The following is a 24,747-nucleotide window of genomic DNA, read 5'->3' on the forward strand; positions in this document are numbered from 1 at the left end:
TGGCGGAGAGAGGGGTCGGGACGGGTCGGGTCAGGCGTCGGGTGTGGGCGCCAGGACGGCGGGCAGGATGATCTGGTCGAGCACGGCGGCGACCGTGTCGGGGTCGGGTGGCAGCCCGATCATGAACTTGCGATGCAGGACGATCCCGGCGAGCGCGGGGGACACGAGGTCGAGGTCGAGGCCGTCGCGGAGCTCGCCGCGGTCGCGTGCGCGCTCGAAGATCTGTCGAGTGGTCTCGGACTTCGGACCGACGACGTCGCGCCGGAAAGCCGTCGCGAACTCCTCGTCGTGGGCGATGGCGGTGATCACCGCCATGAACGAGTCGGTCGCCTCGGGACTGGTCACGCCGCCGGCGCCGCAGTACGACGACAGCAGGTCCTCGCGCAGGGAGCCGGTGTCGGGCACCTCGCTCTGGCCCTTCAGGCGCCGGAGCGCGTCGATGACGAGGGTCTCCTTGTTGGACCAACGGCGATAGAGCGTGGCCTTGGACGCCTTGGCGCGCGCGGCCACCGCATCCATCGTCAGCCGGTCGTAGCCGACCTCGGCGAGCACCGCCATCGTCGCGTCGAGGATCTCCTGCTCCCGCTCGCCCTCGACCCGGGGTCGCTGGACCTGGGTGTCGGTGTCGGTGGGGGACATCGGAGCCTCCTGGCGATGGAACGAAACGGTTTCGTTCCATCGAACAGCATGCCGCACCGATCCATTCCCGCCTCAGCGGGGAAATCTCGAACGATCTCGTGCCGGGTCCTAGGCGAGCAGGCGCAGCGACTCCGAGCGGGCCAGCTCCGCCCAGCGGGCGTGACCGCGGATCAGGTAGTGCCCGAGGTCGCCCATGTCCACGAAGCGCGCGGAGCGGGCGACGGCGGTGGCGCGGTCGACGTAGGCGCGCGTGGCGGCGTACGACGTGAGCCGGTCGCGGCGTCCGTGCGCGGCGACCAGGCGTCGTCCCGTGAGGGTGTCCACCGGGGTGTCGCCCTCGATCCAAGGGGCCAGCGCCACGACACCGGCGACGACGGGGTCGTCGGCGACGTGCAGGGCGGCCCGGGCGCCCATCGAGTGACCCAGCAGGACGACCGGCACCTCGCCCAGCTCACGCCGCACCTCGGCCAGTGCCCAGCGGGCGTCCTCGATCGGGTCGACGCCGCCGTTCCAGCCGCGGTGGCGATAGCGCAGCGTCCAGACGCTGACCGCCTCCCGCTCGGCCTGCTGGGCCAGCGCGCGGGTGAGCCCGAGCATCAGCCGCCACGACGCGCTGCGACCGTCGACGCGGCGCCGGGACCGGGGGCGCCCGCCATGCAGCGCCAGCACGACGCCGCGCGGAACCCCAGGGGCGTCGAGGCGGGTCAGGCCGGGGCTGGTCCCGGCCGCGGCGGAGGGCATCGTGGTGGCTCCTACGGCGGCTCCGGTGGCGGTCACACCGGTGGTTCGTCGCCGCCAGTCAACCGGATGGGTGGTGGCCCGGGCACCCGCGGCCCAAGCGTCCGGTGGCCGGGCCGTCCCGCCGTCCTCGGCCCTCGTTGGCGCTGTCGGGACCGCCGGGCAAGATGTGCCCATGAGCCCAGCGGACCCGAGCGCGACTCCCGAGGTCACCCCGGCCCCCGCCGACGCGCGCGAGCGCCACCAGGCGTTGGCCGACCAGGTCGAGGAGGCGCGCTGGCGCTACTACGTGCTGGACGACCCGACCCTGTCCGACGCCGACTTCGACCGACGGATGCGGGAGCTGGAAGAGCTCGAGGAGCAGTTCCCCGAGCTGCGCACGCCCGACTCGCCGACCCAGAAGGTCGGGGGCGCGGTCTCCACCGAGTTCACCGCGGTCGACCACCTGCAGCGGATGGAGTCGCTCGACAACGCGTTCTCCGACGAGGAGCTCGACGCGTGGTACGCCCGTCTGCTCCGCGACGGGCTCACCGACCCGGCGCTGCTGTGCGAGCTCAAGGTCGACGGCCTCGCGATCAACCTGCTCTACGAGCGCGGCCGGCTGGTCCGGGCGCTGACCCGCGGCGACGGCCGCACCGGCGAGGACGTCACGCCCAACGTCAAGACGATCGACTCGGTGCCCCACCGGCTGCGCGCGTCCGAGGAGTTCCCGGTGCCGGCGCTGGTCGAGGTGCGCGGCGAGGTGTTCCTGCCCGTCGAGGCGTTCGAGCGGCTCAACGCCTCGATGGCCGACGCCGGCAAGCCGATGTTCGCCAACCCGCGCAACGCCGCGGCCGGCTCGCTGCGGCAGAAGGACCCGCGGGTGACCGCCACCCGCGACCTCGGCATGGTCTGCCACGGGATCGGCGCTCGTGAGGGCTTCGAGCCGGTCGCCCAGAGCGGCGCCTACGACGCGCTGAAGGCCTGGGGGCTGCCGACCAGCGACCGGGTCCGGGTGCTCCCGGGGCTCACCGAGGTGCGCGAGTTCATCGCCTACTACGGCGAGCACCGCCACGACGTCGAGCACGAGATCGACGGCGTCGTGGTCAAGGTCGACGAGGTCGCGCTGCAGCGGCGGCTCGGGTCGACGTCGCGGGCGCCGCGCTGGGCGATCGCGTTCAAGTACCCACCCGAGGAGGTCAACGCCAAGCTGCTGGCCATCGAGGTCAACACGGGGCGCACCGGCCGGGTGACGCCGTTCGGGGTGATGGAGCCGACCCGGGTCGCCGGGTCGACCGTCGAGCGGGCCACCCTGCACAACGCCCACGAGGTGAAGCGCAAGGACGTCCGGCCGGGTGACACGGTGATCCTGCGCAAGGCCGGCGACGTGATCCCCGAGATCCTCGGGCCGGTGCTCGCGCTGCGACCGAAGGGGCTGGCCGCCTGGGTGATGCCGACCGAGTGCCCGGCGTGCGGCACCACGCTGGTGGAGCAGAAGGAGGGCGACAAGGACCTGCGCTGTCCCAACCACCGGTTCTGCCGGGCCCAGGTCCTCGACCGGGTCTTCCACGTGGCCGGCCGAGGTGCCTTCGACATCGAGGGGCTCGGCTCGGAGGCGGCGGCCGCCCTGCTCGAGGCCGGGGTGATCGACAACGAGGGCGACGTCTTCGGCCTCGACGCCGCGGGTCTGCTGCGCACCGAGCTGTTCACCCGGGCGGCCAAGAAGACCGAGACCGACGTGGCGGTCGACGGGCGGGTGCTCTCCGCCAACGGCGAGCGGCTGCTCGACCACCTCGACCGGGCCAAGCAGGTGCCGCTGTGGCGGGTGCTGGTGGCGCTCTCGATCCGCCACGTCGGCCCCACCGCCGCCCGGGCGCTGGCCGACGAGTTCGGCTCGATGCAGGCGATCCGAGCCGCCACGGAGGAGCAGCTCGCCGCCGCCGAGGGCGTCGGCCCGACGATCGCGGAGTCGGTGCTGGAGTGGTTCGACGTCGACTGGCACCGCGAGATCGTCGAGAAGTGGACCGCCGCCGGCGTCTCGATGGCCGACGAGCGCGACACCTCGGTGCCGCAGACCCTCGAGGGGCTCACCCTCGTCGTCACCGGCACCCTCCAGGGCTTCTCCCGCGACTCGGCCAAGGAGGCGATCATCAGCCGCGGGGGCAAGGCGGCCGGCTCGGTCTCGAAGAAGACCGACTATGTCGTGGTCGGCGACAACGCCGGCTCCAAGGCCGACAAGGCCGAGTCGCTCGGTGTGCCCGTCCTCGACGAAGCGGGGTTCGAGGCGCTGCTGGACCGTGGGCCGGCCTGATCGCGACCCCGTTCGGTCCTAGTCGCCCGGTTTGCGCACCCCTTGGATGAAGGCCGTCAGACCGATGGTCAAGCCGATGCCGAGCCTAGGGACGTCGACGGCAACGGCGATCAGCAGGATCGCGACGTAGAGCGCAGCCACCAGCGACCAGATGGCCACCTTGTTCGCCGGCCGCCGAACCGACGTCAGCCACCGACGCAGGAACGACAGTCGCTGATGGGACACGCCCTCGCGTGCCGGCTGCGGCAGGTGCAGGTGGGCAGGCACGGCGGCATCGAGCTCGGCGACCGCGTCCGACCATCCGCGCCAGGCGCCCGGCAGCACGTGGATGCCCCAACCGTCGCGCCCGATCAGATAGCGACCGCCGTCTCCGAACACGAACAACCCCGCCGCGTCCTCGATCTCCACGGTTCGTGCGATGTCCCCCACGGACAGCTCCAGGCGCTCGCGACCGACGGTCAGCCGCTCCTCGTGGGCCGGCCAATCGGCGCTGCGGTACGTCGTGCCCTCACGCTGGGCGGGCCCCTCGGGGAAGGTGAGCATGGGCAGCTGGTCGTCCCAGGTCGTCTTGCCGGGCACGCCGAGCAGCAGCGTCTCGGCGAACTCGTGGAGCGTCGCGGCGACCTGGGTGGGGTCGATCGCGTGGAGCTCGTCGATGATCTCCTGGTGCGTCTGCGGCTCAATCCGTTGCAGATGGAAGTGCGCGGCACGCCACGCGAGTGCCGTGGCGGCGTAGGGGTCGTGCATCTGCTGCACCCGGGCCTCGACGATCTCGTCGATCCACGCTGGCGGTGGCTCGCCCAGGCGCAGTGCCTCGACGAGCTGGAGCACGTTGTCCGCGAGCCGCGGGAGCAGCTCGGGCAGCACGTCGCTGCCGCCGAGCAGCAGGGCGTGGGTCGCGTCGACCGGTTCGTAGGTCGCCCACGGGGCGTAGGCCGCCCCCTCACCGTCGCGGAGCCGCTCGTGCAGGGAACGCTGCAGCACCGCCTCGGCCAGCGTCGCCGTCGCCGAGCGGGTCACGACGCCGCTCAGGACCAGGCCGCCCTCGTCGACGTAGGCCGCCGGGAGGGTGTCCTCCACGGGCACGGCCGGAGGCGGGTCGAGCAGCGAGCCCTCCGGCAGGGTCAGGGTCAGCCCCTCGGGCGGCGGCCCGTCGAGCACGAGCACAGCATTCTGTCGGGCGAAGACTCGCCGCGCGCGCTCGGCCAACAGCTCCGGGGTGGCCCGGCCCATCCCGGGCTCGTCGTGGCTGAGCAGGCCCGGCCCCTGGGCGCCGTACCGCCAGCCGAAGGCGCGGCCACCGGTGCCCTGGCCGCGCATGGCGGCCTCGGCGCGCAGCACGCCACGTTCCCGCTCGAACTCGCGGAAGGTGGGATCACTCAGCCAGGCGGTGATCCCTGCCAACTGGTCGACGACGCCAGCGCTCGGTCCGTGGACGTTGAACGAGGTGTGCAGGGTGGTGACCGAGCCGTTGACGTGAAGTGCGCCGCCGCCGCGCCCGTGCAGGGCGAGGTGCTCGAGCATGTGCAGCCAGCCGGACTCCGTGAGCGGCTCGTCGGCCATGCCCTGGCGGAAGAGAAGCAGGGCAGCCAGCGTCGGGCGACCGGTCTCCACCCAGAAGCACCGGACGCCATCCACCTCGGTCTGGTGCAGGACGGTCATCGAGCCGCTCACGGTACGTGACTCGCCGGTCGTCCGCTCGGCGATCGGGGGACGCGGCACGTGTCGGGCGCGTGGGCGCGGGGCCTCGGCCGGTGCGGCGCGATTGCCTAGAGTGCCGGCGTGGGCGCCCTGCTGAGCACGCTGCTGCCGATGTGCGTCGTGGCCGCGGTCAGCCCGATGATGCTGACCGAGCAGTCGGTGGTGCTCGGCACGGGAGGTCGGCGCAGCGCCGCGGCGTACGCCGCCGGGACCGCCGTCGTGCTTGCCGGGATCTCGGTGGCGCTGTTGTTGCTGGGCGCCTCGCTGGAGCTGCCCACCGCGCCGCATCTGACCGCCGGCTCGACATCGCCCTCGGGATCCTCCTGGTGGTCGGGACGGTGTTGTTGAGCCGCCGGCCGCCGCGCGCCGCGGCCGCCGCGCTTCCACGCGACGGCGCCGGCTCCCGCGTTCGGCTTCGGGGTCTTCTCGATGGCGACCAACTTCACCACGCTCGCCGTGGTCGTCACGGCACTCAAGGACGTCTCGGCCAGCGGTGTCGGCATGGCCGGCGTCGGACTGGCGCTGGCGTTCGTGCTGTTCTTCGGCTGTCTCCCGGCCTGGCTGCCCATCGCGGTGGCGACCGCCTCACCTCGTCACGGCCGGGCCGCGCTGCGCGAGTTCGGCACCCTGGTCACCCGTCACGGCCGCACGATCGGCCTGTCGCTGACCGCCGTGGTCGGCGGCTACCTCGTGGTGCGCGGGATGGTCGGGCTCGGCTGAGCTCAGGACTCGTACGACGTCCCACCCAGCTTGACGGTGCCCTCGCCGAGCGAGGCGTCGTAGTCGTCGCAGCTGCCGGTCATCGGGGCGCAGACCGACACCCGACCGCGGTCCACCTCGAGCATCTCGTCGTCCGGCGTCCAGCCGAAGGTCTGGTCGGTCGACAGCCGCCGGTGCTCGCCGGTGGCCAGGTCGTAGACCTGCGGACCTGCTCGCCGGCCGGCTTCCGAAGGAGCTGACGTCGATCACCGCATCGACCGGTGGGGACATCGTGGCCCAGGCGTAGGTGTCGTAGCTCCAGCGACAGGATGACCTGGCCGGTGCCAGGTCGGTGAAGGACAGCCGGGTGCTCTCGTCCTGCTGGTTGTCGTCGAGACGGTTCTGCCACGCCATCGGTGAGGACGTGGGTTCCCGCGATCTCGGGATAGGTCGCCGCGCCCCCCGGGTCGGGCGCGGAGACGGTGCCGGCCCGCCAGTCGACGTCCACACGCCCGTCGTCCATCCCCAGGTAGACGTGGTCGCCGGACAGCGCGACCGGCGGGGCGACCCAGCCACCCCAGGTGAAGCGGCCCTGCACGGGGATGCTGGCGGCCTCCTCGTCGGCCGAGACGTCATAGACCACGACCCGCCACGAGTCGTCGCCGTCACCGACCCGGTCGGCGAAGGCGAGGTAGGGCTGCGACGGATCGGCACCCGGCGCCCGGTCGCCGAGGTCGAGCGAGACCCGCGAGGTCTCCCCGTCGGGGCGGACCAGCACGTAGTGCGAGGGCCCGCTGTCGTCGGTGTAGGTGACCTTGCCGGTGCGCACGAGGACCCCGGCCGAGGTGTAGTAGAACGACTTCACCTTCTCGTCGAGGTGGGTGACGAACGCGCCGCTGGCGCCGAAGTGGATGTCGGAGCCGACGGAGAAGGCGCCCTGGGTCCGGTAGGCCTCGAGCGCGGTCAGCGGCGCGGGGTCGCGGTGGTCGGGTGCGGTGCGCGGCCCGGCGCCGGCGGCCAGCACGCCGATCACCACGGCGGTCGCCGTCGCGGCGGCGGCGCCGCCCACGGCCACGGTGCGCCGGCGCCGCTGCAGCCGGCGACCCTGGGCGAGCACCTCGGCGCTGGGCGGCACGGGCACGACGAGGTGGGCCACCTCCGCGTCGAGCAGGTCGGCAAGTCGGTCAGTCACGTCGGGTTCCCATCGTCGGTGGTGAGTCGGAGGTGAGCTCGTCGTCGAGGACGTCGTCCAGGTCGTCATCGAGCAGGGTGCGCAGTCGGCGCAGCGCGTCATGGGTCTGGCTCTTGACGGTGCCCTCCGTGCAGCCGAGGGCCTCGGCGGTCTCGGCGACCGAGAGGTCGTCGTAGAACCGGAGCACGATCACGGCGCGCTGGCGGGGCGCCAGGTGCGCCAGCGCCGCGAGGATGCTGGGGCGATGCGTCGGGTCGGCGACCTGGTCCGCGACCTCGGGCAGCGACGCGGTCGGTAGGTCGCGTCGCCAGGAGCGTCGCCGGAACCACGAGGTCGCGGTGTTGACGAGCACCGTCCGGGCGTAGCCGGACGCCGCCTCGACATGGCGGACCCGGCCCCAGGAGGCGTAGGTCTTCGCCAGCGCGGTCTGCACCAGGTCCTCGGCCAGGCCGTGGTCGCCCAGCAGGAGGTACGCCGTCCGGTAGAGGCCGGGCCAGGCGGCCGCGACGAACGCCGTGAACTCCTCGTCCGCGGGTGGCCGACGCGAGCCTCTGCCGCTGGACTCCATGGCCATCGTTCCTCCCCCGGAAGCGTCTCTCACCCGTCAAGATGCCGACCGGCGAGGATCGGTTGGGCGGGAATCGGTTGGGAGGCGCCGCGGCCCGGTCCCTAGGATGGCTGCCGAACTCCCGCCGTCCTCCGGAGGAACCCCTTCATGCCCGAGATCACCCGTGACGAGGTGGCCCACCTGGCCGACCTCGCCCGGATCGACCTGACCCCCGAGGAGCTGGACCACCTGGCCCCGCAGCTCTCGGTGATCCTGGAGTCGGTCGCCTCCATCAGCGGCGTCGCCGGCGACGACGTGCCGCCGACCTCCCACCCGGTGCCGCTGACCAACGTGTTCCGCGCCGACGTGGTGACCCGGAGTCTGACGCCCGAGCAGGCGCTGTCCGGCGCGCCGGAGGTGGAGTCGCAGCGGTTCAGCGTGCCGCGCATCCTCGGAGACGAGCAGTGATCCGCAAGACCGCCGCCGAGATGGCCGCCGCCCTGGAGGCGGGAGAGACCACGTCGGTGGCGCTGACCCAGGCCCATCTCGACCGGATCGCCGAGGTCGATGGCGAGGTCCACGCGTTCCTGCACGTCGACGCCGAGGGCGCGCTGGAGCAGGCGGCCGCCTCCGACGGCCGGCGCGCGGCGGGTGCCGCGGCCTCTCCCCTCGACGGGGTGCCGATCGCGGTCAAGGACGTGTTGGCGACCGAGGGGCTGCCGACGACCTGCGGCTCGAAGATCCTCGAGGGCTGGGTGCCGCCCTACGACGCCACGGTCGTGCGCCGGCTGCGCGAGGCGGGGCTGCCGATCCTCGGCAAGACCAACATGGACGAGTTCGCGATGGGCTCCTCGACCGAGCACTCCGCCTACGGGCCGACCCGCAACCCGTGGGACCTGGCCCGGATCCCCGGCGGCTCGGGGGGCGGGTCGGCGGCCGCGGTGTCGGCGTACGAGGCGCCGATCGCGCTGGGCACCGACACCGGCGGCTCGATCCGCCAGCCGGCGGCGGTGACCGGGTCGGTGGGCGTCAAGCCGACCTATGGAGGGGTGTCCCGCTACGGCCTGGTGGCGCTGGCCAACTCCCTCGACCAGGTTGGTCCGGTGACCCGGACGGTGCTCGACGCCGCGCTGCTGCACGAGCTGATCGGCGGGCACGACCCGCTCGACTCGACCTCGGTCGACGCGCCGGTCGGTGACCTGGTCGCGGCCGCGCGTCGCGGTGCCGACGGGGACCTGGCCGGGCTGCGGATCGGCGTCGTCACCGAGCTGTCCGGCGAGGGTTGGCAGGACGGCGTGATGTCCCGCTTCACCGAGGCCGTCGAGGCGCTGGTGTCCGCGGGCGCCGAGGTGGTCGAGGTGTCGTGTCCGCACTTCGTGCACGCGCTGGCGACCTACTACCTCATCCTTCCCGCCGAGGCGTCGAGCAACCTCGCGAAGTTCGACGCGATGCGCTACGGCCTGCGGGTCTGGCCCGAGGGTGACGCGCCGTCGGCCGAGGAGGTCATGAAGGCGACCCGTGAGGCGGGCTTCGGCGACGAGGTGAAGCGCCGGATCATCCTCGGCACCTACGCCTTGTCGAGCGGCTACTACGACGCCTACTACGGCACCGCCCAGAAGGTGCGCACGCTGATCTCGCGTGACTTCGAGGCGGCCTTCGAGCGGGTCGACGTGCTGCTGTCACCGACCGCGCCGACGACGGCGTTCCCGCTGGGGGCGAAGCTCGACGACCCGCTGGCGATGTACCTCAACGACCTGGCGACCATCCCGGCCAACCTGGCCGGCGTCCCAGGCATCTCGGTGCCGAGTGGGCTGGCCGACGAGGACGGGCTGCCGGCCGGCCTGCAGATCCTGGCACCCGCGATGGCCGACGACCGGTGCTACCGCGTCGGCGCGGCCGCCGAGGCGCTGCTGGCCGAGAGGTGGGGCGGGCTGTTGCTCGACCGCGCCCCCGACCTGACGGGAGCGTCGTCATGACCGAGACCCTGCTGACCTTCGAGGACGCGCTCGCCGGCTTCGACCCGGCGCTGGGCCTGGAGGTCCACGTCGAGCTCAACACCGCCTCGAAGATGTTCTGCGGCTGCGCCACGGAGTTCGGCGCGGAGCCCAACACGCAGACCTGCCCGACCTGTCTGGGTCTTCCCGGCGCGATGCCGGTGGTCAACGCCACCGCGGTCGAGTCGGCGATCCGGATCGGGCTGGCGCTCAACTGCGAGATCGCGGAGTGGTGCCGGTTCGCGCGGAAGAACTACTTCTACCCGGACATGCCGAAGAACTTCCAGACCAGCCAGTACGACGAGCCGATCGCGTTCAACGGGTGGACCGAGGTCGAGGTCGACGGCGAGACCTACCGGATCGAGATCGAGCGCGCCCACATGGAGGAGGACACCGGCAAGTCCACCCACGTCGGTGAGACCGGCCGGATCCACGGGGCGGACTACTCCCTGGTCGACTACAACCGCGCCGGCATCCCGCTCATCGAGATCGTCACCAAGCCGATCCTGGGCACCGGCGCCGAGGCGCCGGCGGTCGCCCGGGCCTACGTCGCCCACCTGCGCGAGCTGCTGCTGGGCCTGGGCGTCAGCGACGTACGCATGGAGCAGGGCTCGCTGCGCTGCGACGTCAACCTGTCGCTGTCGCCGTCCGGCTCGGGCACCCTGGGCACCCGCACCGAGACCAAGAACGTCAACTCGCTGCGCTCGGTCGAGCGGGCGGTGCGGTTCGAGGTCCAGCGGCACGCGGCGGTGCTCTCCGGGGGCGGGTCGGTGCTGCAGGAGACCCGGCACTGGCACGAGGACACCGGCATCACCACGAGTGGCCGGGAGAAGTCCGACGCCGAGGACTACCGCTACTTCCCCGAGCCCGACCTGGTGCCGGTCGCGCCGTCGCGCGAGTGGGTCGAGTCGCTGCGCGCCGCGCTGCCGGAGCCGCCGCGGGAGCGACGCGCCCGGCTGCAGGAGGCGTGGGGCTTCTCCGACCTGGAGATGCGAGACACCGTCGGCGCCGGGGCGCTCACCCTGGTGGAGGAGACCATCGCCGCCGGGGCGTCGCCGCAGGCCGCCCGCAAGTGGTGGCTGGCCGACCTGGCGCGCCGGGCCAACGACACCGGCGTCGAGCTCTCGGCGCTGGGGGTGACCCCGGCCCAGGTGGCCGAGGTGCAGGCCCTGGTCGACGCCGGCTCGCTCAACGACAAGCTCGCCCGGCAGGTCTTCGAGGGGCTGCTGGCGGGGGAGGGGTCCCCGGCGGAGATCGTCGCCGCTCGCGGCCTGGCCATCGTGTCCGACGACGGTGCACTGGGGGCGGCCGTCGACGCCGCGATCGCGGCCAACCCCGACGTCGCCGACAAGATCCGCGACGGCAAGGTCGCCGCCGCCGGCGCGCTGATCGGCGCGGTGATGAAGGAGATGCGTGGCCAGGCCGACGCCGCGCGGGTGCGGGAGCTGATCCTGGAGCGCCTCGCCTGAGGGTGGATTTGCTCCTCCGAGGAGCCAGATTGCTGTTTTTGCCGCCGATTTCAGCGTTCTCGCTCCTCGGAGGAGCAAAACCCCCTCAGCCCAGGTCGGCGATCAACGCCTCCAGGGCGGCGATCGACGAGGGCGTGTCGCGGTGCAGGACGGCGTGCCAGCCGGCCCGCCGGGCGGCGCTGACGTTGGCCTCCACGTCGTCGAGGAAGGCGATCTCGGCGGGCGCGACGCCGAGCCGGCGCGCGGTGAGCGTGTAGATCCGCGGGTCCGGCTTGGTGAGCCCGACCTCGTGGGAGTAGACGAGGTCGTCGGTGACCTGCTCGAAGCCGTGATGTCGCTCGGCCTCGCGGGCACCGGGCGCCGAGTTGCTGAGGATGCCGGTGAGGCGCTCCGGTCGCTGGGAGGCGAACCAGTCGAACAGCTGTCGGTCCAGCGTGCCGGCGTACCACCGCCAGAAGTCGGCCATCATCCGGTCGGCCTCGTCGTCGTCGACGCCGAGGCTGTCGCGCCAGTGCCGGCGTACGCCGGCCTCGGTGACCTCCCCGAGCATCGGGTCACCGGCGAGCGGCGCGGCGGCGGCCAGCGCCGCGGAGAAGCCACCGGGCGGCAGCCCGAGGCGGCGTTCGGTGTCGCCGGGGAACACCTCGTCGTCGATCACCTCGAGCACTCCGCCGATGTCGAGCACCACGGCGCGGATCGGCATCCGACCAACCTAGTCGGGCGCCGGGCCCACCGCCGAGCAGGTCGACTCTCAGCCTGCCCTCAGCGACCGGTCGCCATGCTGCTGCTGGGCCGCGCCGCGGCCGATCGCGAGAGGAGCCCGATGCCCACCGGTCCGAGGTCCAGCCCCTCGCCACGCTTCAGCGTGGTCGTCCCCGCCGTCAACGAGGAGCTCTACCTCGGCCCCTGCCTGGACTCCCTGGCCGAGCAGCGGGTGGCCGGGGGTCTCGAGGTGGTGGTGGCCGCCAACAACTCCAGCGACGGCACCGCCGCCGTGGCCGGGGCACGGGGCGCCAGGGTGGTCGCCGAGCCCCGACCGGGGGTCTGCTGGGCCCGGCAGGCCGGCACCGAGGCGGCCCGCGGCGAGATCGTGGTCTCGACCGATGCCGACACCACCTTCACGCCGACCTGGCTGGCCCGGATCGACGAGCGGTTCCGCGCCGACCCGGGGCTGGTGGCGGTCGCCGGACCCTGCCGCTTCGTGGACGCACCCTGGTGGGGCCGGATCTACACGACGCTGCTGTTCGGGGCGGTCCACCTGGTGCACCGGCTCACAGGGCGGGTGCTCTATGCCTCCGCCACCAACATCGCGTTCCGCCGCGAGGCCTTCGAGGGCTACGACACCTCGCTCACCCAGGGCGGCGACGAGCTCGCCGTGCTGCGTCAGCTGCGCCGCCGCGGCCGGATCGCCTTCGACCTCGGGAACCCCACGCTGACGTCATCGCGCCGGCTGCGCCGCGGGCTCGTCTACAACGTCTTCGTCACCTGCTTCTACTACTACCTCCTGGGCTACGCCGTGAACCGGCTCGCCGGCCGTCAGCTGCTGGGGACCGCGCCGGAGATCCGCGAGCGACCGATCCTGGCCGCGGCCCGTCGACCCGGCGTCCGGGCCTGGGCGGGCATGCTCGCCGCGGTCGTGGGCGTCGCGGTGTTCGTGCGGCTCGGCTGGGACATGGCGTGACGCCGCGGGCCACGACCGCGGCTGCGGTGGGCGCCTCGGCCGCGGTGCTCGGGGCGGCCTACTGGCGGCACCTGTCACCCTCGGCGCAGCAGCTGGGCCGGTTCCCGTCACGGTCGGCGCGGACCCATGACGAGCGGGGCCGCCCGCTGCTCGCGCTGACGTTCGACGACGGACCTCAGGAGCCGTTCACCTCGCAGGTCGCCGAGCTGCTCGAGCGGCGCGGCCTGCGCGGCACCTTCTTCCAGGTCGGGCGTTGCGTGGAGCGCCACCCGCGGGTCACCGCGGCGCTCGCCGCCGCCGGCCACGTCGTGGGCAACCACAGCTACGGCCACCGCTTCGAGCGGGGCTGGACCGAGCCGGCGGTGCGCGCGGAGGTGCTCGCCGCCCAGGACGTGCTCGGCGAGGTGCTCGGTCGCCGCCCGCTGCTCTACCGCCCGCCGTGGCTGATCCGGACCCCCGCGACCTACCGGGTGCTCGACGAGCTCGGGCTCGAGCCGGTGTCCGGCCGGTTCTGCCATCCGCTGGAGCCGCTGCAGCCGAGGTCGACCTGGATGGCGGGGTGGGCAGACGCCCTGGTGGCCCGCCCCGGGCAGATCGTGATCTTCCACGACGGCTACGACGACAAGGGCGCCGACCGGTCGCAGACGGTGGCCGCGCTCGACCTGCTGCTGGACCGTTGGCAGGCCGAGGGCTACGCGTTCACCACCGTCGACGAGCTGCTCGGGCTGCCGGCGTACGACGCGGCCTGAGGCGGGCCGCCGAGGGGCCGGCTCGGCTGATACGCTGCGCGGGCTTCATCGAACTCCATCCATCCACGCCCGCACGCGGGGGAAGCCGGTCGAAATCCGGCGCTGACCCGCAACCGTAGGCGGCCGTTTCCTCGGCGCAACCGAGGCGGCCGTGAGCCGGAACACCCGCTGCGTCGCGTCCCGACCCCACGCTGTCGAGGTAAGCAGCGGGTGGCCGCGCCTCGTGCCCGTCCTCCCGCTGTCGCAGCGGGAAGGAAACCATGCACCGCATCCTGCGCCGAACCGCGCTCATCGCCGCCAGCACGCTGGCGGCCGGACTGCTGACCAGCCCAGCGGCCCACGCCGCCGACCCGTCGCCCGGGCTGGCTGCCGACTGGCTCGAGCTCCAGCTGACCGACGGGCTCGTCGAGAGCGCCCAGTTCCCGGGGTTCTACGACGATGGCCTGACCATCGACGTGGCCTTCGGCCTCCAGGCCTCGCGCGCCGCCAAGGGGGCCGCGATCGACGCGATCGACACCGCCCTCCAGTCGCGCGTCGGCGACTACACCGGTGCCGCGCCCGAGGCCTACGCCGGCGCCACCGCGAAGCTCGCCGTGTTCGTGCAGTCCATCGGGGGCGACGCGACGGCCTACGGCAGCGACTCCACCAACCTGATCCTGAAGCTCAACCGGCGCGTGAGCACCAAGACCGCCATCAAGGGCCGGATCCAGGACAAGAGCCAGTACGGCGACTACGCCAACGTGATCGGTCAGGCCTTCGCCGTCCGGGCCCTGAAGACCGCCGGCACGGGCAAGGCCGACGCGGCGCTCGGCTTCCTGCTGAAGCAGCAGTGCCGGGACGGCCACTTCCGGCTGAACTTCGCCGCGAGCACGACCACCACGAAGCAGGGCTGCAATGCCGGCAACCCGGAGACCGTCAGCGCGCCCGACACCGACACGACCGCGGTGGCCGTGATCCAGCTGCAGGCGCTGAAGGGCAAGAACCTCAAGACCAAGCGCGCCATCACCAAGGCGGTGGCGTGGCTCAAGGCGCACCAGAAGTCCAACGGCGCCTTCGGCGGCGGAACGACCACCGAGGGCTCCAACACCAACAGCACCGGTCTGGCCGGCTGGGCACTGGGGGTGGCCCACTCCTGCGGAGCGGCCCAGGACGCCGCCGAGTGGGTCGCGAGGTGGCAGGTGCTCGACGACGCCGGCCCGCTGACCGGAGAGCTCGGTGCTGTCGCCTACGACCGGCCGGGCTTCAACGTCGCTGCTCAGACCGACGGCATCACCGACGCGACGCGCGACCAGTGGCGGCGGGCCACCGCCCAGGCGACCCCCGCGCTGGCCAACCTGGTGCTCGCCGACTGCAAGGCCTCGTGACGGCGCGCATGGGCGGCGCTCGACGCCTCCTCGTCGCCGCGGCCCTGGTGGCCGCGGCGGCGGTCCCCGCGCTCGATCCGGTGCTGACCGGACCGGCCGAGGCGGCCGCGTGCAGCGCCGGCTCGGGGGTGACGGTGGTCGTCGACTACCACCAGCTCGGCGGGGGCGTGGTGCAGAAGTGCGACGCCGCCGGGGCGGGCAAGAGCGCCCAGAGCCTCTTCGCCGACAACGGCTTCTCGTTGGCCTACGTGCAGCGGCAGCCCGGGTTCGTGTGCCGGGTCAACGGCAAGCCCGACGCCGACGCGGAGGCCTGCGTCAACACGCCGCCGGCCGACGCCTACTGGGGGCTGTTCTGGGCCGACGGCAAGAGCGCGTCGTGGAAGTACTCCACCCTCGGGGTCGCCGGACTGACCCTGCAGGACGGCCAGTCGGTGGCCTTCTCCTGGCAGGCCAGCACGACCAGCAACCCGCCGGGCGCGAAGCCGCCGGCCACCAGCAGCACCTCGCCGACGCCCAAGCCGTCCGCGTCGCCGAAGCCGTCCACGAGCGCCACGCCGTCGGCCGGCGGAGCCACCAACGCGGCCTCGCCCACCCCCACCGCGGTCGCGTCCTCGGAGACCTCCGACTCGCCCACCGCGACTCGATCCGCGAAGCCGAGCCGCACCCCGAAGGCGAGCACATCGGCAGCGGCGACGGCCGGCCCGACGACGGCGTCGGTGTCGCCGGTGGCGGCACCGGTGTCCGAGCCGCCGTCGTCGGGGGGCGGCGACGGCGGGCTGCCGGTGTGGGCGCTGCCCGGTCTGGTGGTGGCGATGGTGGCCGTCGGGGCGGTGACGGCGCTGCTGCGACGCCGTGCGGGAGGCTCGTCGTCGTGACCGGCACGACGCCGCGCCGCCTGCCCCGAGACCTGCACCCCGCCGCGTGGTGGGGATGGGCGCTCGGGCTGGCGGCCGCGGCGTCGCTGACGACCAACCCGCTGGTGCTGCTCGGGTTGGCGGCCGCGGCCTGGCTGGTGGTGGTCTCCCGGCGCTCGGCGCGGGCGTGGGCCGGCTCGTTCCGGCTGTACGCCGGCCTGGCCCTGATGATCGTGCTGGTCCGGGTGGCGTTCCGGATCGTGTTCGGCGTCGACACCGGCCACGTGGTGCTCGACCTGCCTGAGGTGCCGCTGCCCGACTGGGTGGCGGGCATCCGGCTGTTCGGCCCGGTCACCCGGGAGTCGCTGCTGGCCGGGCTCTATGACGGGCTGCGGCTGGGCGCGATCGTGGTCTGCGTGGGCGCCGCCAACTCGCTGGCCAACCCCAAGCGGCTCCTCGCGTCGGTGCCGGCGGCGCTCTACGAGGTCGGCACCGCCCTGGTGGTGAGCGTGACGATCTTCCCGCAGCTGGCCGACAGCGTCCGGCGGGTGCGGGCCGCGCAGGCGCTCCGCGGCGGACCAGCCGGCCGGGTCGCGCGGACCCGCCGGTTCCTGGTGCCGGTGCTCGAGGACGCGCTGGAGCGCTCGCTGGCGCTGGCTGCGGGCATGGACACCCGCGGCTATGGCCGCGCCGGCGAGGCGGCTCGCCGCGAGCGGGCCCGCTCGGCGACGCTGTTGCTGGCCGCGCTCGTCGGCCTCGGGGTCGGGTCCTACGCCGTTCTCGACACCACCGCGCCACGGCTGCTCGCGACCCCGATGCTGGTGCTCGGCGTGCTGTTGGCGGTCGCGGGCCTGCGGGCGGCGGGTCGCCGCGTCTCGCGCACCCGCTATCGGCCCGACCGCTGGCTGGCCGCCGAGACCGCCGCCACCGCGTGCGGGCTCGCGACGGCGGCGCTGGTCTGGTGGGCCGGGCGCACCGACCTGAGCGCGGTCCACCCCGGCGTCGAGGCATGGCCGACCGTCACGCTTCCGCTGCTGGTGGCGGTGGCGGCCGCCTCGCTCCCGGCCTGGGTGACGCCGCCGCCGGTCGACCCGTGGCAGGTGGCCGTCGTGCGCACCGACGTACCCCTGGAGGTGGCGGCGTGATCGAGGTCCGCGGGGTGCACCTGAGCTATGCCGACCGTCCGGTGCTGCGTGGCGTCGACCTCGACGTGGGTGAGGGCGAGCTGCTGGCGGTGACCGGCCCCACCGGCTCCGGCAAGTCCAGCCTGCTGGGCGTGCTGACCGGGCTCGTCCCGCGGTTCACCGGCGGGGTGCTGGCGGGCCGGGTGCTGGTCGACGGCGACGACGTCACGGCCCGGCCACCGCGTGAGCGGGTGCACCTGGTCGGCTACGTCGGTCAGGACCCCGCCGCCGGCTTCGTCACCGACACGGTGGAGGAGGAGCTGGCCTACGGCATGGAGCAGCTCGGGCTGACCGCCGCCACCATGCGCCGCCGGGTGGAGGAGACCCTCGACCTGCTCGGCATCGCCGACCTGCGCCGACGCGACCTGCGCAGCCTCTCCGGCGGGCAGCAGCAGCGGGTCGCGATCGGCTCGGTGCTGACCATGCACCCGCGGGCCCTGGTGCTCGACGAGCCCACCTCCGCGCTCGACCCGACGGCCGCGGAGGAGGTGCTGGCGACGCTGACCCGGCTCGTTCACGACCTCGGCGTCGCGGTGGTCCTGGCGGAGCACCGGTTGGAGCGCGTGGTGCCCTTCGCCGACACGCTCGCGCTGCTCGAGGGCGGCCGGCTGCGGGTCGGTGAGCCGGCCGAGGTGCTCGCCGACTCACCCGTGGTCCCGCCGATCGTCGAGCTGGGCCGCGGTCTGGGGTGGTCGCCGCTTCCGCTGTCGGTGCGCGAGGCCCGCCGGCGCAGCCGTGACCTGACCCTCGGGGCGGCGCCGACGGTGGTCGCCCCTGCCGGGGGCGCCGCTGCTGACCGCGCGCGCCATCACCGTCGCGTACGGCGACCAGGTGGCGGTCCGCGAGGTCTCACTCGAGCTGGCCGCCGGGCGGGTCACCGCCCTGATGGGCCGCAACGGGTCGGGCAAGTCGTCGCTGCTGTGGGCGCTGCAGGGCACCGGTCGGCGGCACTCCGGATCCGTGACCGTGGGGTCCGCGGCGTCCGATCCGAGCGCGCTGGACCCCGAGCAGCGCCGGGCCCTGGTCGGCCTGGTGCCGCAGACCGCGGCCGACCTGCTCTACCTCGACTCGGTCGCCGACGAGTGCGCGGCCGCCGACGCCACCACCGGATCGGCGGAGGGGCACTGCCGGGCCCTGCTCGACCGGCTGACTCCGGGCATCCACCCGGCGACCCATCCGCGCGACCTCTCGGAAGGGCAGCGGCTGTCCCTCGCCCTGGCCGTGGTGCTCACGGCGGCGCCTCCGGTGGTGCTGCTCGACGAGCCCACCCGGGGGCTCGACTACGCCGCCAAAGCCGAGCTGGCGCGGGTCCTGCGCGAGCTCGCGGCGGAGGGGCGCTCGGTGCTGGTGTCGACCCACGACGTGGAGTTCGTGGCGGCGGTGGCCGACGACGTGGTGGTGCTCGCCGAGGGCGAGACGGTCTCGTCCGGCCCGGTCCGCGAGGTGATGGCCCAGTCGCCCGCCTTCGCCCCGCAGGTCACCAAGATCCTCGGCCCGCCGTGGCTGCGGGTCGACGAGGTGCTCGCCGCCCGGGAGACCGCGTGACGCCGGCCTCCGCCCCGCCTGCTGCCGTGGTCGCCGTACCCCTGCGGTGGCGGAGCCGCGCCGTCCTTGCCGCCGCGTCGCTCGCGGGCCTGGTGATGCTGGTCTGGCCACTGCTGGTGCGGGTGCCCGAGGGGGCGCGGCTGGACCCGCCGTTCCTGTTCCTGGCGCTGCTGCCGCTGGTCATCGTGGTGGTGCTCGCAGAGCTCAGCGAGGGCGGCATCGACGCGCGGGTGCTGGCGATCCTGGGAGTGCTCAGCGCGATCAACGCGGTGCTGCGCGGTCTGTCCGCGGGGGTGGCCGGGGTGGAGCTGGTGTTCTTCCTGCTGATCCTGGGCGGGCGGGTCTACGGCGCGGCGTTCGGTTTCGCCCTGGGGGCGACGTCGCTGTTCGCGTCGGCGCTGCTGACGGCGGGCGTGGGGCCGTGGCTGCCCTACCAGATGCTGGTGTCGGCCTGGGTCGGCATGGGTGCCGGTCTGCTGCCGCGCCGGGTGACCGGACGGGCGGAGATCGCGATGCTGGTGGGCTACGGCATCGTCTCGGCCTACGCCTTCGGCATCCTGATGAACCTGTCCGGCTGGCCGTTCCTGCTCGGCGTCGAGGTGCCGGGCTCGACGGCCGGCTCGCTGTCGTTCGTGCCGGGGGCACCGCTGGCCGAGAACCTGCACCGGTTCGGGGTCTACACGCTGCTGACCTCGACCGGCAGCTGGGACACCGGTCGGGCGATCACCACGTCCGTGGCGCTGGTGGTGCTCGGGCCGGCGGTGCTGGTGACGCTGCGGCGGGCCGCCCGGCGGGCGGTGGTGGTGGGCTCAGTCGAGGGGAGCGGGCGCGGGTGAGCGCCGGGTGGCGCCGATCGAGGCGGCCACCACGCAGGCGATCGCCAGCAGCTGGAGCGGCGCCAGCAGCTCGCGCAGCAGCAGCGCCCCGGCGAGCGCCGCGGCGGCGGGCTCGAGGCTCATCAGGATCCCGAACACCGACGGCTTGAGGGTGCGCAGCGCGATCATCTCCAGTGAGTAGGGCACCACCGAGCTGAGCAGTCCCACCGCCGCCCCCATCGCCAGCAGGCGAGGGTCGGTGAGCGCCTCGCCGCCGCGCGCCACGGCGTACGGCGTGAGCAGGAGGGTGGCCACCGCGCTCGCCACCGCCAGCCCGTCGAGCCCGGGCCAGCGCGCGCCGGTGCGCACCGTCAGCAGGATGTACGACGCCCACGCGGCGCCGGCCAGCAGCGCGAACCCCACGCCCGCCGCCGTCACGTCGCCCGGCTCGAAGCCCAGCAGCGCCACCCCGAGCCCCGCCAGCGCGACCCACACCAGGTCGCTGGGCCGTCTCGACCCGAGCACCGCCACGGTCAGTGGCCCGAGGAACTCGATGGTCACCGCCAACCCGAGCGGGATCCGCGCGAACGACTGGTAGATCGCCCAGTTCATCGTGGCCAGCGTGATCCCGAAGGCGATCGCCACCCGCCAGTCGGCACCGCTGCGGCCGGTGAGCCGCGGGCGGGCGAGGGCGCCGAGGATCACCGTCGAGGTCGTCAGCCGCAGCCACACCATCGTGGTCGGCGCGATCTCGTCGAACAGGTGCTTGGCGATCGCCGCCCCGAACTGCACCGACAGGATGCCGCCGAGCACCAGCCAGACCGGCGACAGCGCGGGCCTGGCCGCGTCGGTCGGATGCGTCGGCTGCGGCACCGGGTCAATCTAGTGCCGCCCGCCCGTGCCGCCCGCCCGTGCCGCCCGCCGTGCCGCCCGCCCGTGCCGCCGGCCCGGCTCGCCGCCCGTGCCGTGGGCCCGTGCCGCCCGCCCGTGCCGCCCGCCCGTGCCGTGCACCGCAGCCGCACGTGCCGCTCGCGCGGTGGTCGTGATGCCCGCCCTGCCGCGCCCGGCCGCCGTGGCCGCGCGCGACCCGCCGTGCCGCGCGATGCCGCCACCCGTGCCGGGCGCCCGACGCCCGCCCGTTGCGGGTTCGCCTGCGCCGCGAGAGTCGTCGCTGTGGCCGAAGCGGTGCGCCGGGTGCGCCGCCCGTGCCGAGCGGGTCGCCCCCCGTGCCGCGGTGCCGCCTTCGCCCGTGCCGCCCGGGTGCCCTCCGCCCGTGCCGCCCGAGGTCCGCCGGCGGTGCCGCCCGCCGGTCGGCCGCCCGCGGACCGTGTGGCTGTGCCGGCCGCCCGAGGCCGCCCGATGGTCGAGCGGGCGTGCCGCCCGGTCGAGCGCCCGCCGGTGGTCTGGGCCCTCCGGTGGTCGCGGCGCCGTGCACGCACCAGTGTGGCGGGTGCCGGCGTCCGACGTGGTTGCGGTTCGCGGCTGTAGCGGGGGCGGAGCGCGTGCGTTGCGGCCCATGGCGGCTGCCGGGTCTGCTGGGGTTGCGGTTGGATGAGCGGGAGCGCCGCTGGGGTTGCGGCGGGGGCGGCGGCTTCCGGCTCTGCTGCGAGGGCCCCCGGGGCGAGGCGTGGATCCGGCGGTGGGTCCCGGGGTTCGGCGAATCGAAAATTTCTTTGGATATCGTCTCATCTGGTGGGACAGACGGGGTCTGAGCAGGCGTGATTGTCGGTGGCGCCTGGTTGGGTTGACCTATGAGCCAGTCAGCCGATCACCGCGCGGGGGTCCCGACACCGGGGTCGCCGGAGGCGGTGTTGTCGGCTGCCCGCAACCACCAGCGGGCGGTGGTGTGGGGTGAGGCCGGGCTGCTCGGCCTCGGCGGTGGAGTGGGCCGGGCATGCACGAGCCCACCGATCTCGGTGGGGCGGCGTCGTGGTGGGAGGCCGGCCACGTGCTGCCGCTGGCCGGGGCGGGTGCCCCGGAGATCGCCGAGTTCGCGGTGGCGGAGTTCGCCACCGCCCTCGGCTGACCACCGATGCCGGGCGCCGGTTGATCGGGCACGCCCTGGAGCTCGCCCATCGTCTCCTCGGTTGTGGGGGCTGGTGCAGGAGGGCCGGGTCCCGGTGTGGCGGGCCCGCCGGATCGCGGACGCCACCATGACGCTGTCCCGGGCGGGGGCGGGGTTCGTGGACCGTCAGGTCGCCGCCGTGACGGGTCGGGTGTCGGTCCCCCAGCTGGACGCGCTGGTCCTGGAAGCCAAGATCCGCTGTGAGGGGGTGGAGCGGGAAGACCCCGAGAACCCCCCCCGACGTGCCGGACACCCGCCACGTGCAGGTGCACACCGATCAGGTGTCCTTCACCGGCACCGTCGCAGGTCACCGGTGAGTGGACCTGGCCGACGCCCTGCACCTCGACCAGGCGCTGGCGGCGGGGGCGGAGCAGCTGAGGATCGCCGGGTCGACCGAGTCGTTGGATGCCCGCCGGGCGACCGCGTTGGGGAGATGTCCCGGACCCAGCTCGCCCTCTCCTACGACGACGAGTGATCGGGCCTGGCGCGGTCCGAGCCGACGGCGCCCGCAGCGGCCGGTGACGTTGTTCCTGCACCTGTCCGAGCAGGCGCTCACCGGCGAGGCCGGTGGCCGGGTGGGGCGGTGTGAGAACACCCGCACCCCGATCGACGCCGACACCATCCGGCGTGGTGTGGCCACCCCGACGCGACGGTGACCGTCAAGCCGGTCCTGGACCTGGCCGGGCATGTGCGGGTGGACCAGTACGAGGTCCCCGACCGCCTCAAAGACCCTGGTGGACCATCGCGACGGGCACTGTGTGTTCCCGTGGTGCACCAGACCGGCCAGGGCTGCGACCACGACCACGTGGTCCCGTACGACGACACTGATCCCGACCGGGGGCCGACCTGCTCGTGCAACATCGCCCCGCTCTGCCGGAGCCATCACCGGTTGAAGACCCACACCCCGTGGCGCTACGCCGTCATCGAACCCGGGACCTATCTCTGGTCGACCCCGCACGGCTACCGCCTGCTCGTGGACGAGACCGGCACCCGCGACGTCAGTCCCGACGGCCTGCCCATGACGGCCAACTGCCTCCACCTCGTCGACAGCGACGCAACGACCGACCCACCCGACCAGTAGCCACCCCGCCCCGACACCCCGCCGACTCAGGCACCGGCGGGGACACCGGCACGCCCGGGCGGCGCACCCGCTCTGCCGACAAGCCAGCGCTCACGTTGTGGGTCATGGGGCAACCGGCGAGCAGACAGGTGTACGTCGAGGGGCGTGCGACGGCTCGCGGTCGCGAGGACACGGCGCGGCGGGCGACGGCCGGCACCTCGTCGAGCAGTACCGGACCCCGGGGGCGGCCGGCGCTGGGAGTTACCGTCGGGGAGCGTGGACCGGTCCGCGGGCGGGGGCCCGGGACCGCACGTGCTCCAGGTGGATCGGGGACGGCGAAGGCAGGCTGCTGCCAACCTCCTCCGAGCCCGGTCGAGAAGTCCCGCGCGAGGACCGATGACTTTCCGGCGCCCGCCCGGTCAGATCACTGAGGGCCCGGCTGGGGAAGCGCGCTGTCCCCGCTCGGGTCTACCGTGCACAGATCGACCGCAACTCCGTCCCCGACCGGGTCGGAGGAAGGAGCAGAGCATGACCACGCAGGCAGCTGGGCAGTCAGACTCGCAGTCAGCCACGGGCCGCACGATCGTGCTGGCCGGCACCCGCAAGGGGATGTGGATCGGCACCTCCGACGAGTCCCGGCAGGACTGGTCCTGGACCGGTCCGCACTTCGCGATGGAGGAGGTCTACTCCTGCATGGTCGACACCCGACCCGACACCCCGCGGCTGCTGGCCGGTGCGTCGAGCATGTGGCTCGGCCCGCAGGTGCGCCGCTCCGACGACCTCGGCGAGAGCTGGCAGGAGACCCCGGGCGGAGGCATCGCGTTCCCCGAGGACACCGGCGCCTCGGTGTCCCGCGTCTGGCAGCTGCAGCCCGGCATCGAGGACGGCGTGGTGTGGGCCGGCACCGAGCCCGGTGCGGTCTTCCGCTCCACCGACGGCGGCGAGAGCTTCGAGCTCGAGCGGGCGCTGTGGGACCACCCCCACCGCCAGGAGTGGAACGCCGGCTTCGGCGGCCAGGCCTTCCACACCCTGCAGCCACACCCCACCGACCCTCGGTCGCTGCTGGCCGCGATCTCGACGGGTGGGGTCTACCGCACCGCCGACGGGGGCGAGAGCTGGGCGCCGGCCAACCAGGGCATCAAGGCGGAGTTCTTCCCCGGTGAGCGCAACTTCCCCGAGTTCGGCCAGTGCGTCCACAAGGTCGCCCGCACCAGCGACCCCGACCGCCTCTACCTCCAGAACCACGGCGGGGTCTACCGCTCCGACAACGGCGGCGACTCCTGGGACTACATCGCCGACGGGCTCCCGTCGGAGTTCGGCTTCCCCGTCGTCGCCCATCCACGCGACCCCGACACCGTCTTCCTCTTCCCGCTCTCCGATGCCACCGGCCGCTGGCCGGTCGACGGCCATGCCCGGGTCTGGCGCTCCCGCGACGCGGGCGAGACCTGGGAGGGGCTCGGCGCCGGCGGTCTCCCCGAGGACTTCTTCGTCGCCGTGATGCGCGACGCGATGTGCCACGACGGGCGCGACCCCCTCGGCCTCTACGTCGGAGGTCGCAACGGGTCGGTCTTCGCCTCCTCCGACGAGGGCGAGTCCTGGACCGAGATCATCCGCGATCTGCCCGATGTGATGGTCGTGCGAGCGGCGGCGATCTGACACCATGCGCACATGTCAGCATTCGAGGTGGTACGACGGGCGCACGTCGCGGCGGATCCCGCGCGCGTCCACGACCTGATCAACGACTTCCACCGGTGGCGCGCCTGGTCACCGTGGGAGGACGTCGACCCCGCACTGGAGCGCGACTACACCGGCAGCGACTCCGGCGTGGGTGCCCACTACGCCTGGTCCGGCAACCGCAAGGCGGGCCGCGGCAGCATGGAGATCATCGAGTCCAACCCCGCTCGGGTCGGCATCGACCTGCGCTTCGAGAAGCCCTTCAAGGCCGACAACAAGATCGGCTTCGAGCTGGTCCCCGCCGACGGTGGCACCGACGTCACCTGGCGGATGACCGGCGAGCAGAAGGGCCTCTCCGGGCTGTTCGGCAAGCTGTTCAACATGGACAAGCTCGTGGGTGGTGACTTCGAGAAGGGCCTGGCCCGGCTCAAGTCCGCCGCCGAGAGCTGACGCCGGCGAGAGCGCCGCGACGGGGCCAGTAGGCTCC

At 73.7% G+C, this 24,747-nt stretch carries 25 protein-coding genes, 1 pseudogene and 1 riboswitch; of the genes and pseudogenes, 19 read left to right on the forward strand and 7 right to left on the reverse strand.

Annotated features, from left to right (window positions below):
* Nucleotides 1-30 precede the first annotated feature (30 nt).
* Together R2740_RS14300 and R2740_RS14305 are read right to left on the reverse strand one after the other, a co-directional pair.
* Entirely contained in the window at nucleotides 31-639 is a 609-nt protein-coding gene (locus R2740_RS14300) for a TetR/AcrR family transcriptional regulator (RefSeq protein WP_371303360.1), read from the reverse strand.
* Between the two features lie 108 nt (nucleotides 640-747).
* Nucleotides 748-1,380 carry an alpha/beta hydrolase gene (locus R2740_RS14305; protein WP_371303361.1) on the reverse strand — a complete coding sequence of 211 codons (633 nt, stop codon included), beginning with the start codon at nucleotides 1,378-1,380 and terminating at the stop codon, nucleotides 748-750.
* A 172-nt stretch (nucleotides 1,381-1,552) separates the two neighbouring features.
* On the opposite strand from R2740_RS14305, the gene ligA reads away from it, so the two are divergent.
* Nucleotides 1,553-3,667 (forward strand): NAD-dependent DNA ligase LigA, encoded by a 2,115-nt coding sequence (gene ligA, locus R2740_RS14310; RefSeq protein ID WP_371303362.1) that lies wholly within the window; start codon nucleotides 1,553-1,555, stop codon nucleotides 3,665-3,667.
* Between the two features lie 18 nt (nucleotides 3,668-3,685).
* On the opposite strand, the gene R2740_RS14315 is transcribed toward ligA, so the two are convergent.
* Nucleotides 3,686-5,329 carry a hypothetical protein gene (locus tag R2740_RS14315; RefSeq protein WP_371303363.1) on the reverse strand — a complete coding sequence of 548 codons (1,644 nt, stop codon included), beginning with the start codon at nucleotides 5,327-5,329 and terminating at the stop codon, nucleotides 3,686-3,688.
* A gap of 120 nt (nucleotides 5,330-5,449) precedes the next feature.
* Between R2740_RS14315 and R2740_RS14320 the strand changes: the two genes are divergently transcribed.
* Nucleotides 5,450-5,716 (forward strand): hypothetical protein, encoded by a 267-nt coding sequence (locus R2740_RS14320; protein WP_371303364.1) that lies wholly within the window; start codon nucleotides 5,450-5,452, stop codon nucleotides 5,714-5,716.
* An 81-nt stretch (nucleotides 5,717-5,797) separates the two neighbouring features.
* Nucleotides 5,798-6,088: a hypothetical protein gene (locus tag R2740_RS14325; RefSeq protein ID WP_371303365.1), complete on the forward strand. Its 291-nt coding sequence runs from the start codon at nucleotides 5,798-5,800 to the stop codon at nucleotides 6,086-6,088.
* A gap of 79 nt (nucleotides 6,089-6,167) precedes the next feature.
* Here the strand turns inward: R2740_RS14325 and R2740_RS14330 are convergent, their stop codons facing one another.
* Both R2740_RS14330 and R2740_RS14335 read right to left on the reverse strand, forming a co-directional pair.
* The gene (locus R2740_RS14330; RefSeq protein ID WP_371303366.1) at nucleotides 6,168-7,259 is read right to left on the reverse strand and encodes a hypothetical protein; all 1,092 of its coding nucleotides are present in this window, start codon (nucleotides 7,257-7,259) and stop codon (nucleotides 6,168-6,170) included.
* Nucleotides 7,252-7,827 (reverse strand): SigE family RNA polymerase sigma factor, encoded by a 576-nt coding sequence (locus R2740_RS14335; protein WP_371303367.1) that lies wholly within the window; start codon nucleotides 7,825-7,827, stop codon nucleotides 7,252-7,254. The genes R2740_RS14330 and R2740_RS14335 overlap by 8 nt, the downstream gene beginning before the upstream one ends.
* Before the next feature lie 147 nt (nucleotides 7,828-7,974).
* On the opposite strand from R2740_RS14335, the gene gatC reads away from it, so the two are divergent.
* Genes gatC through gatB form a run of 3 tightly spaced genes read left to right on the forward strand, consistent with a single transcriptional unit; the run spans nucleotide 7,975 to nucleotide 11,269 of the window.
* Nucleotides 7,975-8,274, forward strand: coding sequence for an Asp-tRNA(Asn)/Glu-tRNA(Gln) amidotransferase subunit GatC (gene gatC, locus R2740_RS14340; RefSeq protein WP_371303368.1), 300 nt, complete (start codon nucleotides 7,975-7,977; stop codon nucleotides 8,272-8,274).
* Between the two features lie 20 nt (nucleotides 8,275-8,294).
* On the forward strand, nucleotides 8,295-9,782 hold the full coding sequence (gene gatA / locus R2740_RS14345; RefSeq protein ID WP_371303404.1) for an Asp-tRNA(Asn)/Glu-tRNA(Gln) amidotransferase subunit GatA: 1,488 nt from the start codon (nucleotides 8,295-8,297) through the stop codon (nucleotides 9,780-9,782).
* Nucleotides 9,779-11,269: an Asp-tRNA(Asn)/Glu-tRNA(Gln) amidotransferase subunit GatB gene (gene gatB, locus R2740_RS14350; RefSeq protein WP_371303369.1), complete on the forward strand. Its 1,491-nt coding sequence runs from the start codon at nucleotides 9,779-9,781 to the stop codon at nucleotides 11,267-11,269. The genes gatA and gatB overlap by 4 nt, the downstream gene beginning before the upstream one ends.
* 85 nt (nucleotides 11,270-11,354) lie before the next feature.
* Here gatB and R2740_RS14355 read toward each other — a convergent pair whose 3' ends face one another.
* A complete protein-coding gene (locus R2740_RS14355) occupies nucleotides 11,355-11,972 on the reverse strand; it encodes an HAD-IA family hydrolase (protein ID WP_371303370.1) in 618 nt (205 codons plus the stop codon).
* 120 nt (nucleotides 11,973-12,092) lie between these two features.
* Here R2740_RS14355 and R2740_RS14360 point away from each other — a divergent pair, with 120 nt between their 5' ends.
* The 8 genes and pseudogenes from R2740_RS14360 (at nucleotide 12,093) to R2740_RS14395 (ending at nucleotide 19,482) form a co-directional block, all read left to right on the forward strand.
* Entirely contained in the window at nucleotides 12,093-12,950 is an 858-nt protein-coding gene (locus R2740_RS14360) for a glycosyltransferase family 2 protein (protein WP_371303371.1), read from the forward strand.
* Nucleotides 12,947-13,699, forward strand: coding sequence for a polysaccharide deacetylase family protein (locus R2740_RS14365; RefSeq protein WP_371303372.1), 753 nt, complete (start codon nucleotides 12,947-12,949; stop codon nucleotides 13,697-13,699). Before R2740_RS14360 ends, R2740_RS14365 begins: the two co-directional genes overlap by 4 nt.
* 78 nt (nucleotides 13,700-13,777) lie before the next feature.
* Nucleotides 13,778-13,866, forward strand: a riboswitch (cobalamin riboswitch).
* Nucleotides 13,867-13,959: 93 nt separating this feature from the next.
* Entirely contained in the window at nucleotides 13,960-15,063 is a 1,104-nt protein-coding gene (locus tag R2740_RS14370) for a prenyltransferase/squalene oxidase repeat-containing protein (protein WP_371303373.1), read from the forward strand.
* Entirely contained in the window at nucleotides 15,060-15,938 is an 879-nt protein-coding gene (locus R2740_RS14375) for a hypothetical protein (RefSeq protein WP_371303374.1), read from the forward strand. The genes R2740_RS14370 and R2740_RS14375 overlap by 4 nt, the downstream gene beginning before the upstream one ends.
* Complete coding sequence (locus tag R2740_RS14380; protein ID WP_371303375.1) at nucleotides 15,935-17,062, forward strand: CbiQ family ECF transporter T component; 1,128 nt, start codon at nucleotides 15,935-15,937, stop codon at nucleotides 17,060-17,062. Before R2740_RS14375 ends, R2740_RS14380 begins: the two co-directional genes overlap by 4 nt.
* 89 nt (nucleotides 17,063-17,151) lie before the next feature.
* A pseudogene (locus tag R2740_RS14385) lies at nucleotides 17,152-17,502 on the forward strand (ATP-binding cassette domain-containing protein); the annotation flags it as partial.
* A gap of 430 nt (nucleotides 17,503-17,932) precedes the next feature.
* Nucleotides 17,933-18,646, forward strand: coding sequence for an ATP-binding cassette domain-containing protein (locus tag R2740_RS14390; RefSeq protein WP_371303405.1), 714 nt, complete (start codon nucleotides 17,933-17,935; stop codon nucleotides 18,644-18,646).
* Complete coding sequence (locus R2740_RS14395) at nucleotides 18,643-19,482, forward strand: ECF transporter S component (RefSeq protein WP_371303406.1); 840 nt, start codon at nucleotides 18,643-18,645, stop codon at nucleotides 19,480-19,482. The genes R2740_RS14390 and R2740_RS14395 overlap by 4 nt, the downstream gene beginning before the upstream one ends.
* Here R2740_RS14395 and R2740_RS14400 read toward each other — a convergent pair.
* Nucleotides 19,456-20,334, reverse strand: coding sequence for a DMT family transporter (locus tag R2740_RS14400; protein ID WP_371303376.1), 879 nt, complete (start codon nucleotides 20,332-20,334; stop codon nucleotides 19,456-19,458). The two genes, R2740_RS14395 and R2740_RS14400, sit on opposite strands and share 27 nt — an antisense overlap.
* 1,021 nt (nucleotides 20,335-21,355) lie before the next feature.
* Here R2740_RS14400 and R2740_RS14405 point away from each other — a divergent pair.
* The 5 genes from R2740_RS14405 (at nucleotide 21,356) to R2740_RS14425 (ending at nucleotide 24,710) form a co-directional block, all read left to right on the forward strand.
* On the forward strand, nucleotides 21,356-21,487 hold the full coding sequence (locus tag R2740_RS14405; protein WP_371303377.1) for a hypothetical protein: 132 nt from the start codon (nucleotides 21,356-21,358) through the stop codon (nucleotides 21,485-21,487).
* 356 nt (nucleotides 21,488-21,843) lie between these two features.
* Nucleotides 21,844-22,182 (forward strand): hypothetical protein, encoded by a 339-nt coding sequence (locus R2740_RS14410; RefSeq protein WP_371303378.1) that lies wholly within the window; start codon nucleotides 21,844-21,846, stop codon nucleotides 22,180-22,182.
* A 110-nt stretch (nucleotides 22,183-22,292) separates the two neighbouring features.
* On the forward strand, nucleotides 22,293-22,607 hold the full coding sequence (locus R2740_RS14415) for a hypothetical protein (protein ID WP_371303379.1): 315 nt from the start codon (nucleotides 22,293-22,295) through the stop codon (nucleotides 22,605-22,607).
* Nucleotides 22,608-23,114: 507 nt separating this feature from the next.
* Nucleotides 23,115-24,242: a WD40/YVTN/BNR-like repeat-containing protein gene (locus tag R2740_RS14420; RefSeq protein WP_371303380.1), complete on the forward strand. Its 1,128-nt coding sequence runs from the start codon at nucleotides 23,115-23,117 to the stop codon at nucleotides 24,240-24,242.
* Between the two features lie 12 nt (nucleotides 24,243-24,254).
* Nucleotides 24,255-24,710 carry an SRPBCC family protein gene (locus tag R2740_RS14425; RefSeq protein ID WP_371303381.1) on the forward strand — a complete coding sequence of 152 codons (456 nt, stop codon included), beginning with the start codon at nucleotides 24,255-24,257 and terminating at the stop codon, nucleotides 24,708-24,710.
* Nucleotides 24,711-24,747 lie beyond the last annotated feature (37 nt).

Source organism: Nocardioides sp., assembly GCF_041393715.1.
Lineage (GTDB): Bacteria > Actinomycetota > Actinomycetes > Propionibacteriales > Nocardioidaceae > Nocardioides.

Excerpts from the sequence above, each read along its gene's own strand:
- R2740_RS14355 (WP_371303370.1), bottom strand. The coding sequence starts at position 11,972 with ATGCCGATCCGCGCCGTGGTGCTCGACATCGGCGGAGTGCTCGAGGTG.
- R2740_RS14420 (WP_371303380.1), top strand. The coding sequence starts at position 23,115 with ATGACCACGCAGGCAGCTGGGCAGTCAGACTCGCAGTCAGCCACGGGC.
- R2740_RS14425 (WP_371303381.1), top strand. The coding sequence starts at position 24,255 with ATGTCAGCATTCGAGGTGGTACGACGGGCGCACGTCGCGGCGGATCCC.
- R2740_RS14325 (WP_371303365.1), top strand. The coding sequence starts at position 5,798 with ATGGCGACCAACTTCACCACGCTCGCCGTGGTCGTCACGGCACTCAAG.
- R2740_RS14305 (WP_371303361.1), bottom strand. The coding sequence starts at position 1,380 with ATGCCCTCCGCCGCGGCCGGGACCAGCCCCGGCCTGACCCGCCTCGAC.
- R2740_RS14405 (WP_371303377.1), top strand. The coding sequence starts at position 21,356 with ATGCACGAGCCCACCGATCTCGGTGGGGCGGCGTCGTGGTGGGAGGCC.
- ligA (WP_371303362.1), top strand. The coding sequence starts at position 1,553 with ATGAGCCCAGCGGACCCGAGCGCGACTCCCGAGGTCACCCCGGCCCCC.
- gatA (WP_371303404.1), top strand. The coding sequence starts at position 8,295 with ATGGCCGCCGCCCTGGAGGCGGGAGAGACCACGTCGGTGGCGCTGACC.
- R2740_RS14315 (WP_371303363.1), bottom strand. The coding sequence starts at position 5,329 with ATGACCGTCCTGCACCAGACCGAGGTGGATGGCGTCCGGTGCTTCTGG.
- R2740_RS14300 (WP_371303360.1), bottom strand. The coding sequence starts at position 639 with ATGTCCCCCACCGACACCGACACCCAGGTCCAGCGACCCCGGGTCGAG.
- gatC (WP_371303368.1), top strand. The coding sequence starts at position 7,975 with ATGCCCGAGATCACCCGTGACGAGGTGGCCCACCTGGCCGACCTCGCC.
- R2740_RS14335 (WP_371303367.1), bottom strand. The coding sequence starts at position 7,827 with ATGGAGTCCAGCGGCAGAGGCTCGCGTCGGCCACCCGCGGACGAGGAG.
- gatB (WP_371303369.1), top strand. The coding sequence starts at position 9,779 with ATGACCGAGACCCTGCTGACCTTCGAGGACGCGCTCGCCGGCTTCGAC.
- R2740_RS14360 (WP_371303371.1), top strand. The coding sequence starts at position 12,093 with ATGCCCACCGGTCCGAGGTCCAGCCCCTCGCCACGCTTCAGCGTGGTC.
- R2740_RS14370 (WP_371303373.1), top strand. The coding sequence starts at position 13,960 with ATGCACCGCATCCTGCGCCGAACCGCGCTCATCGCCGCCAGCACGCTG.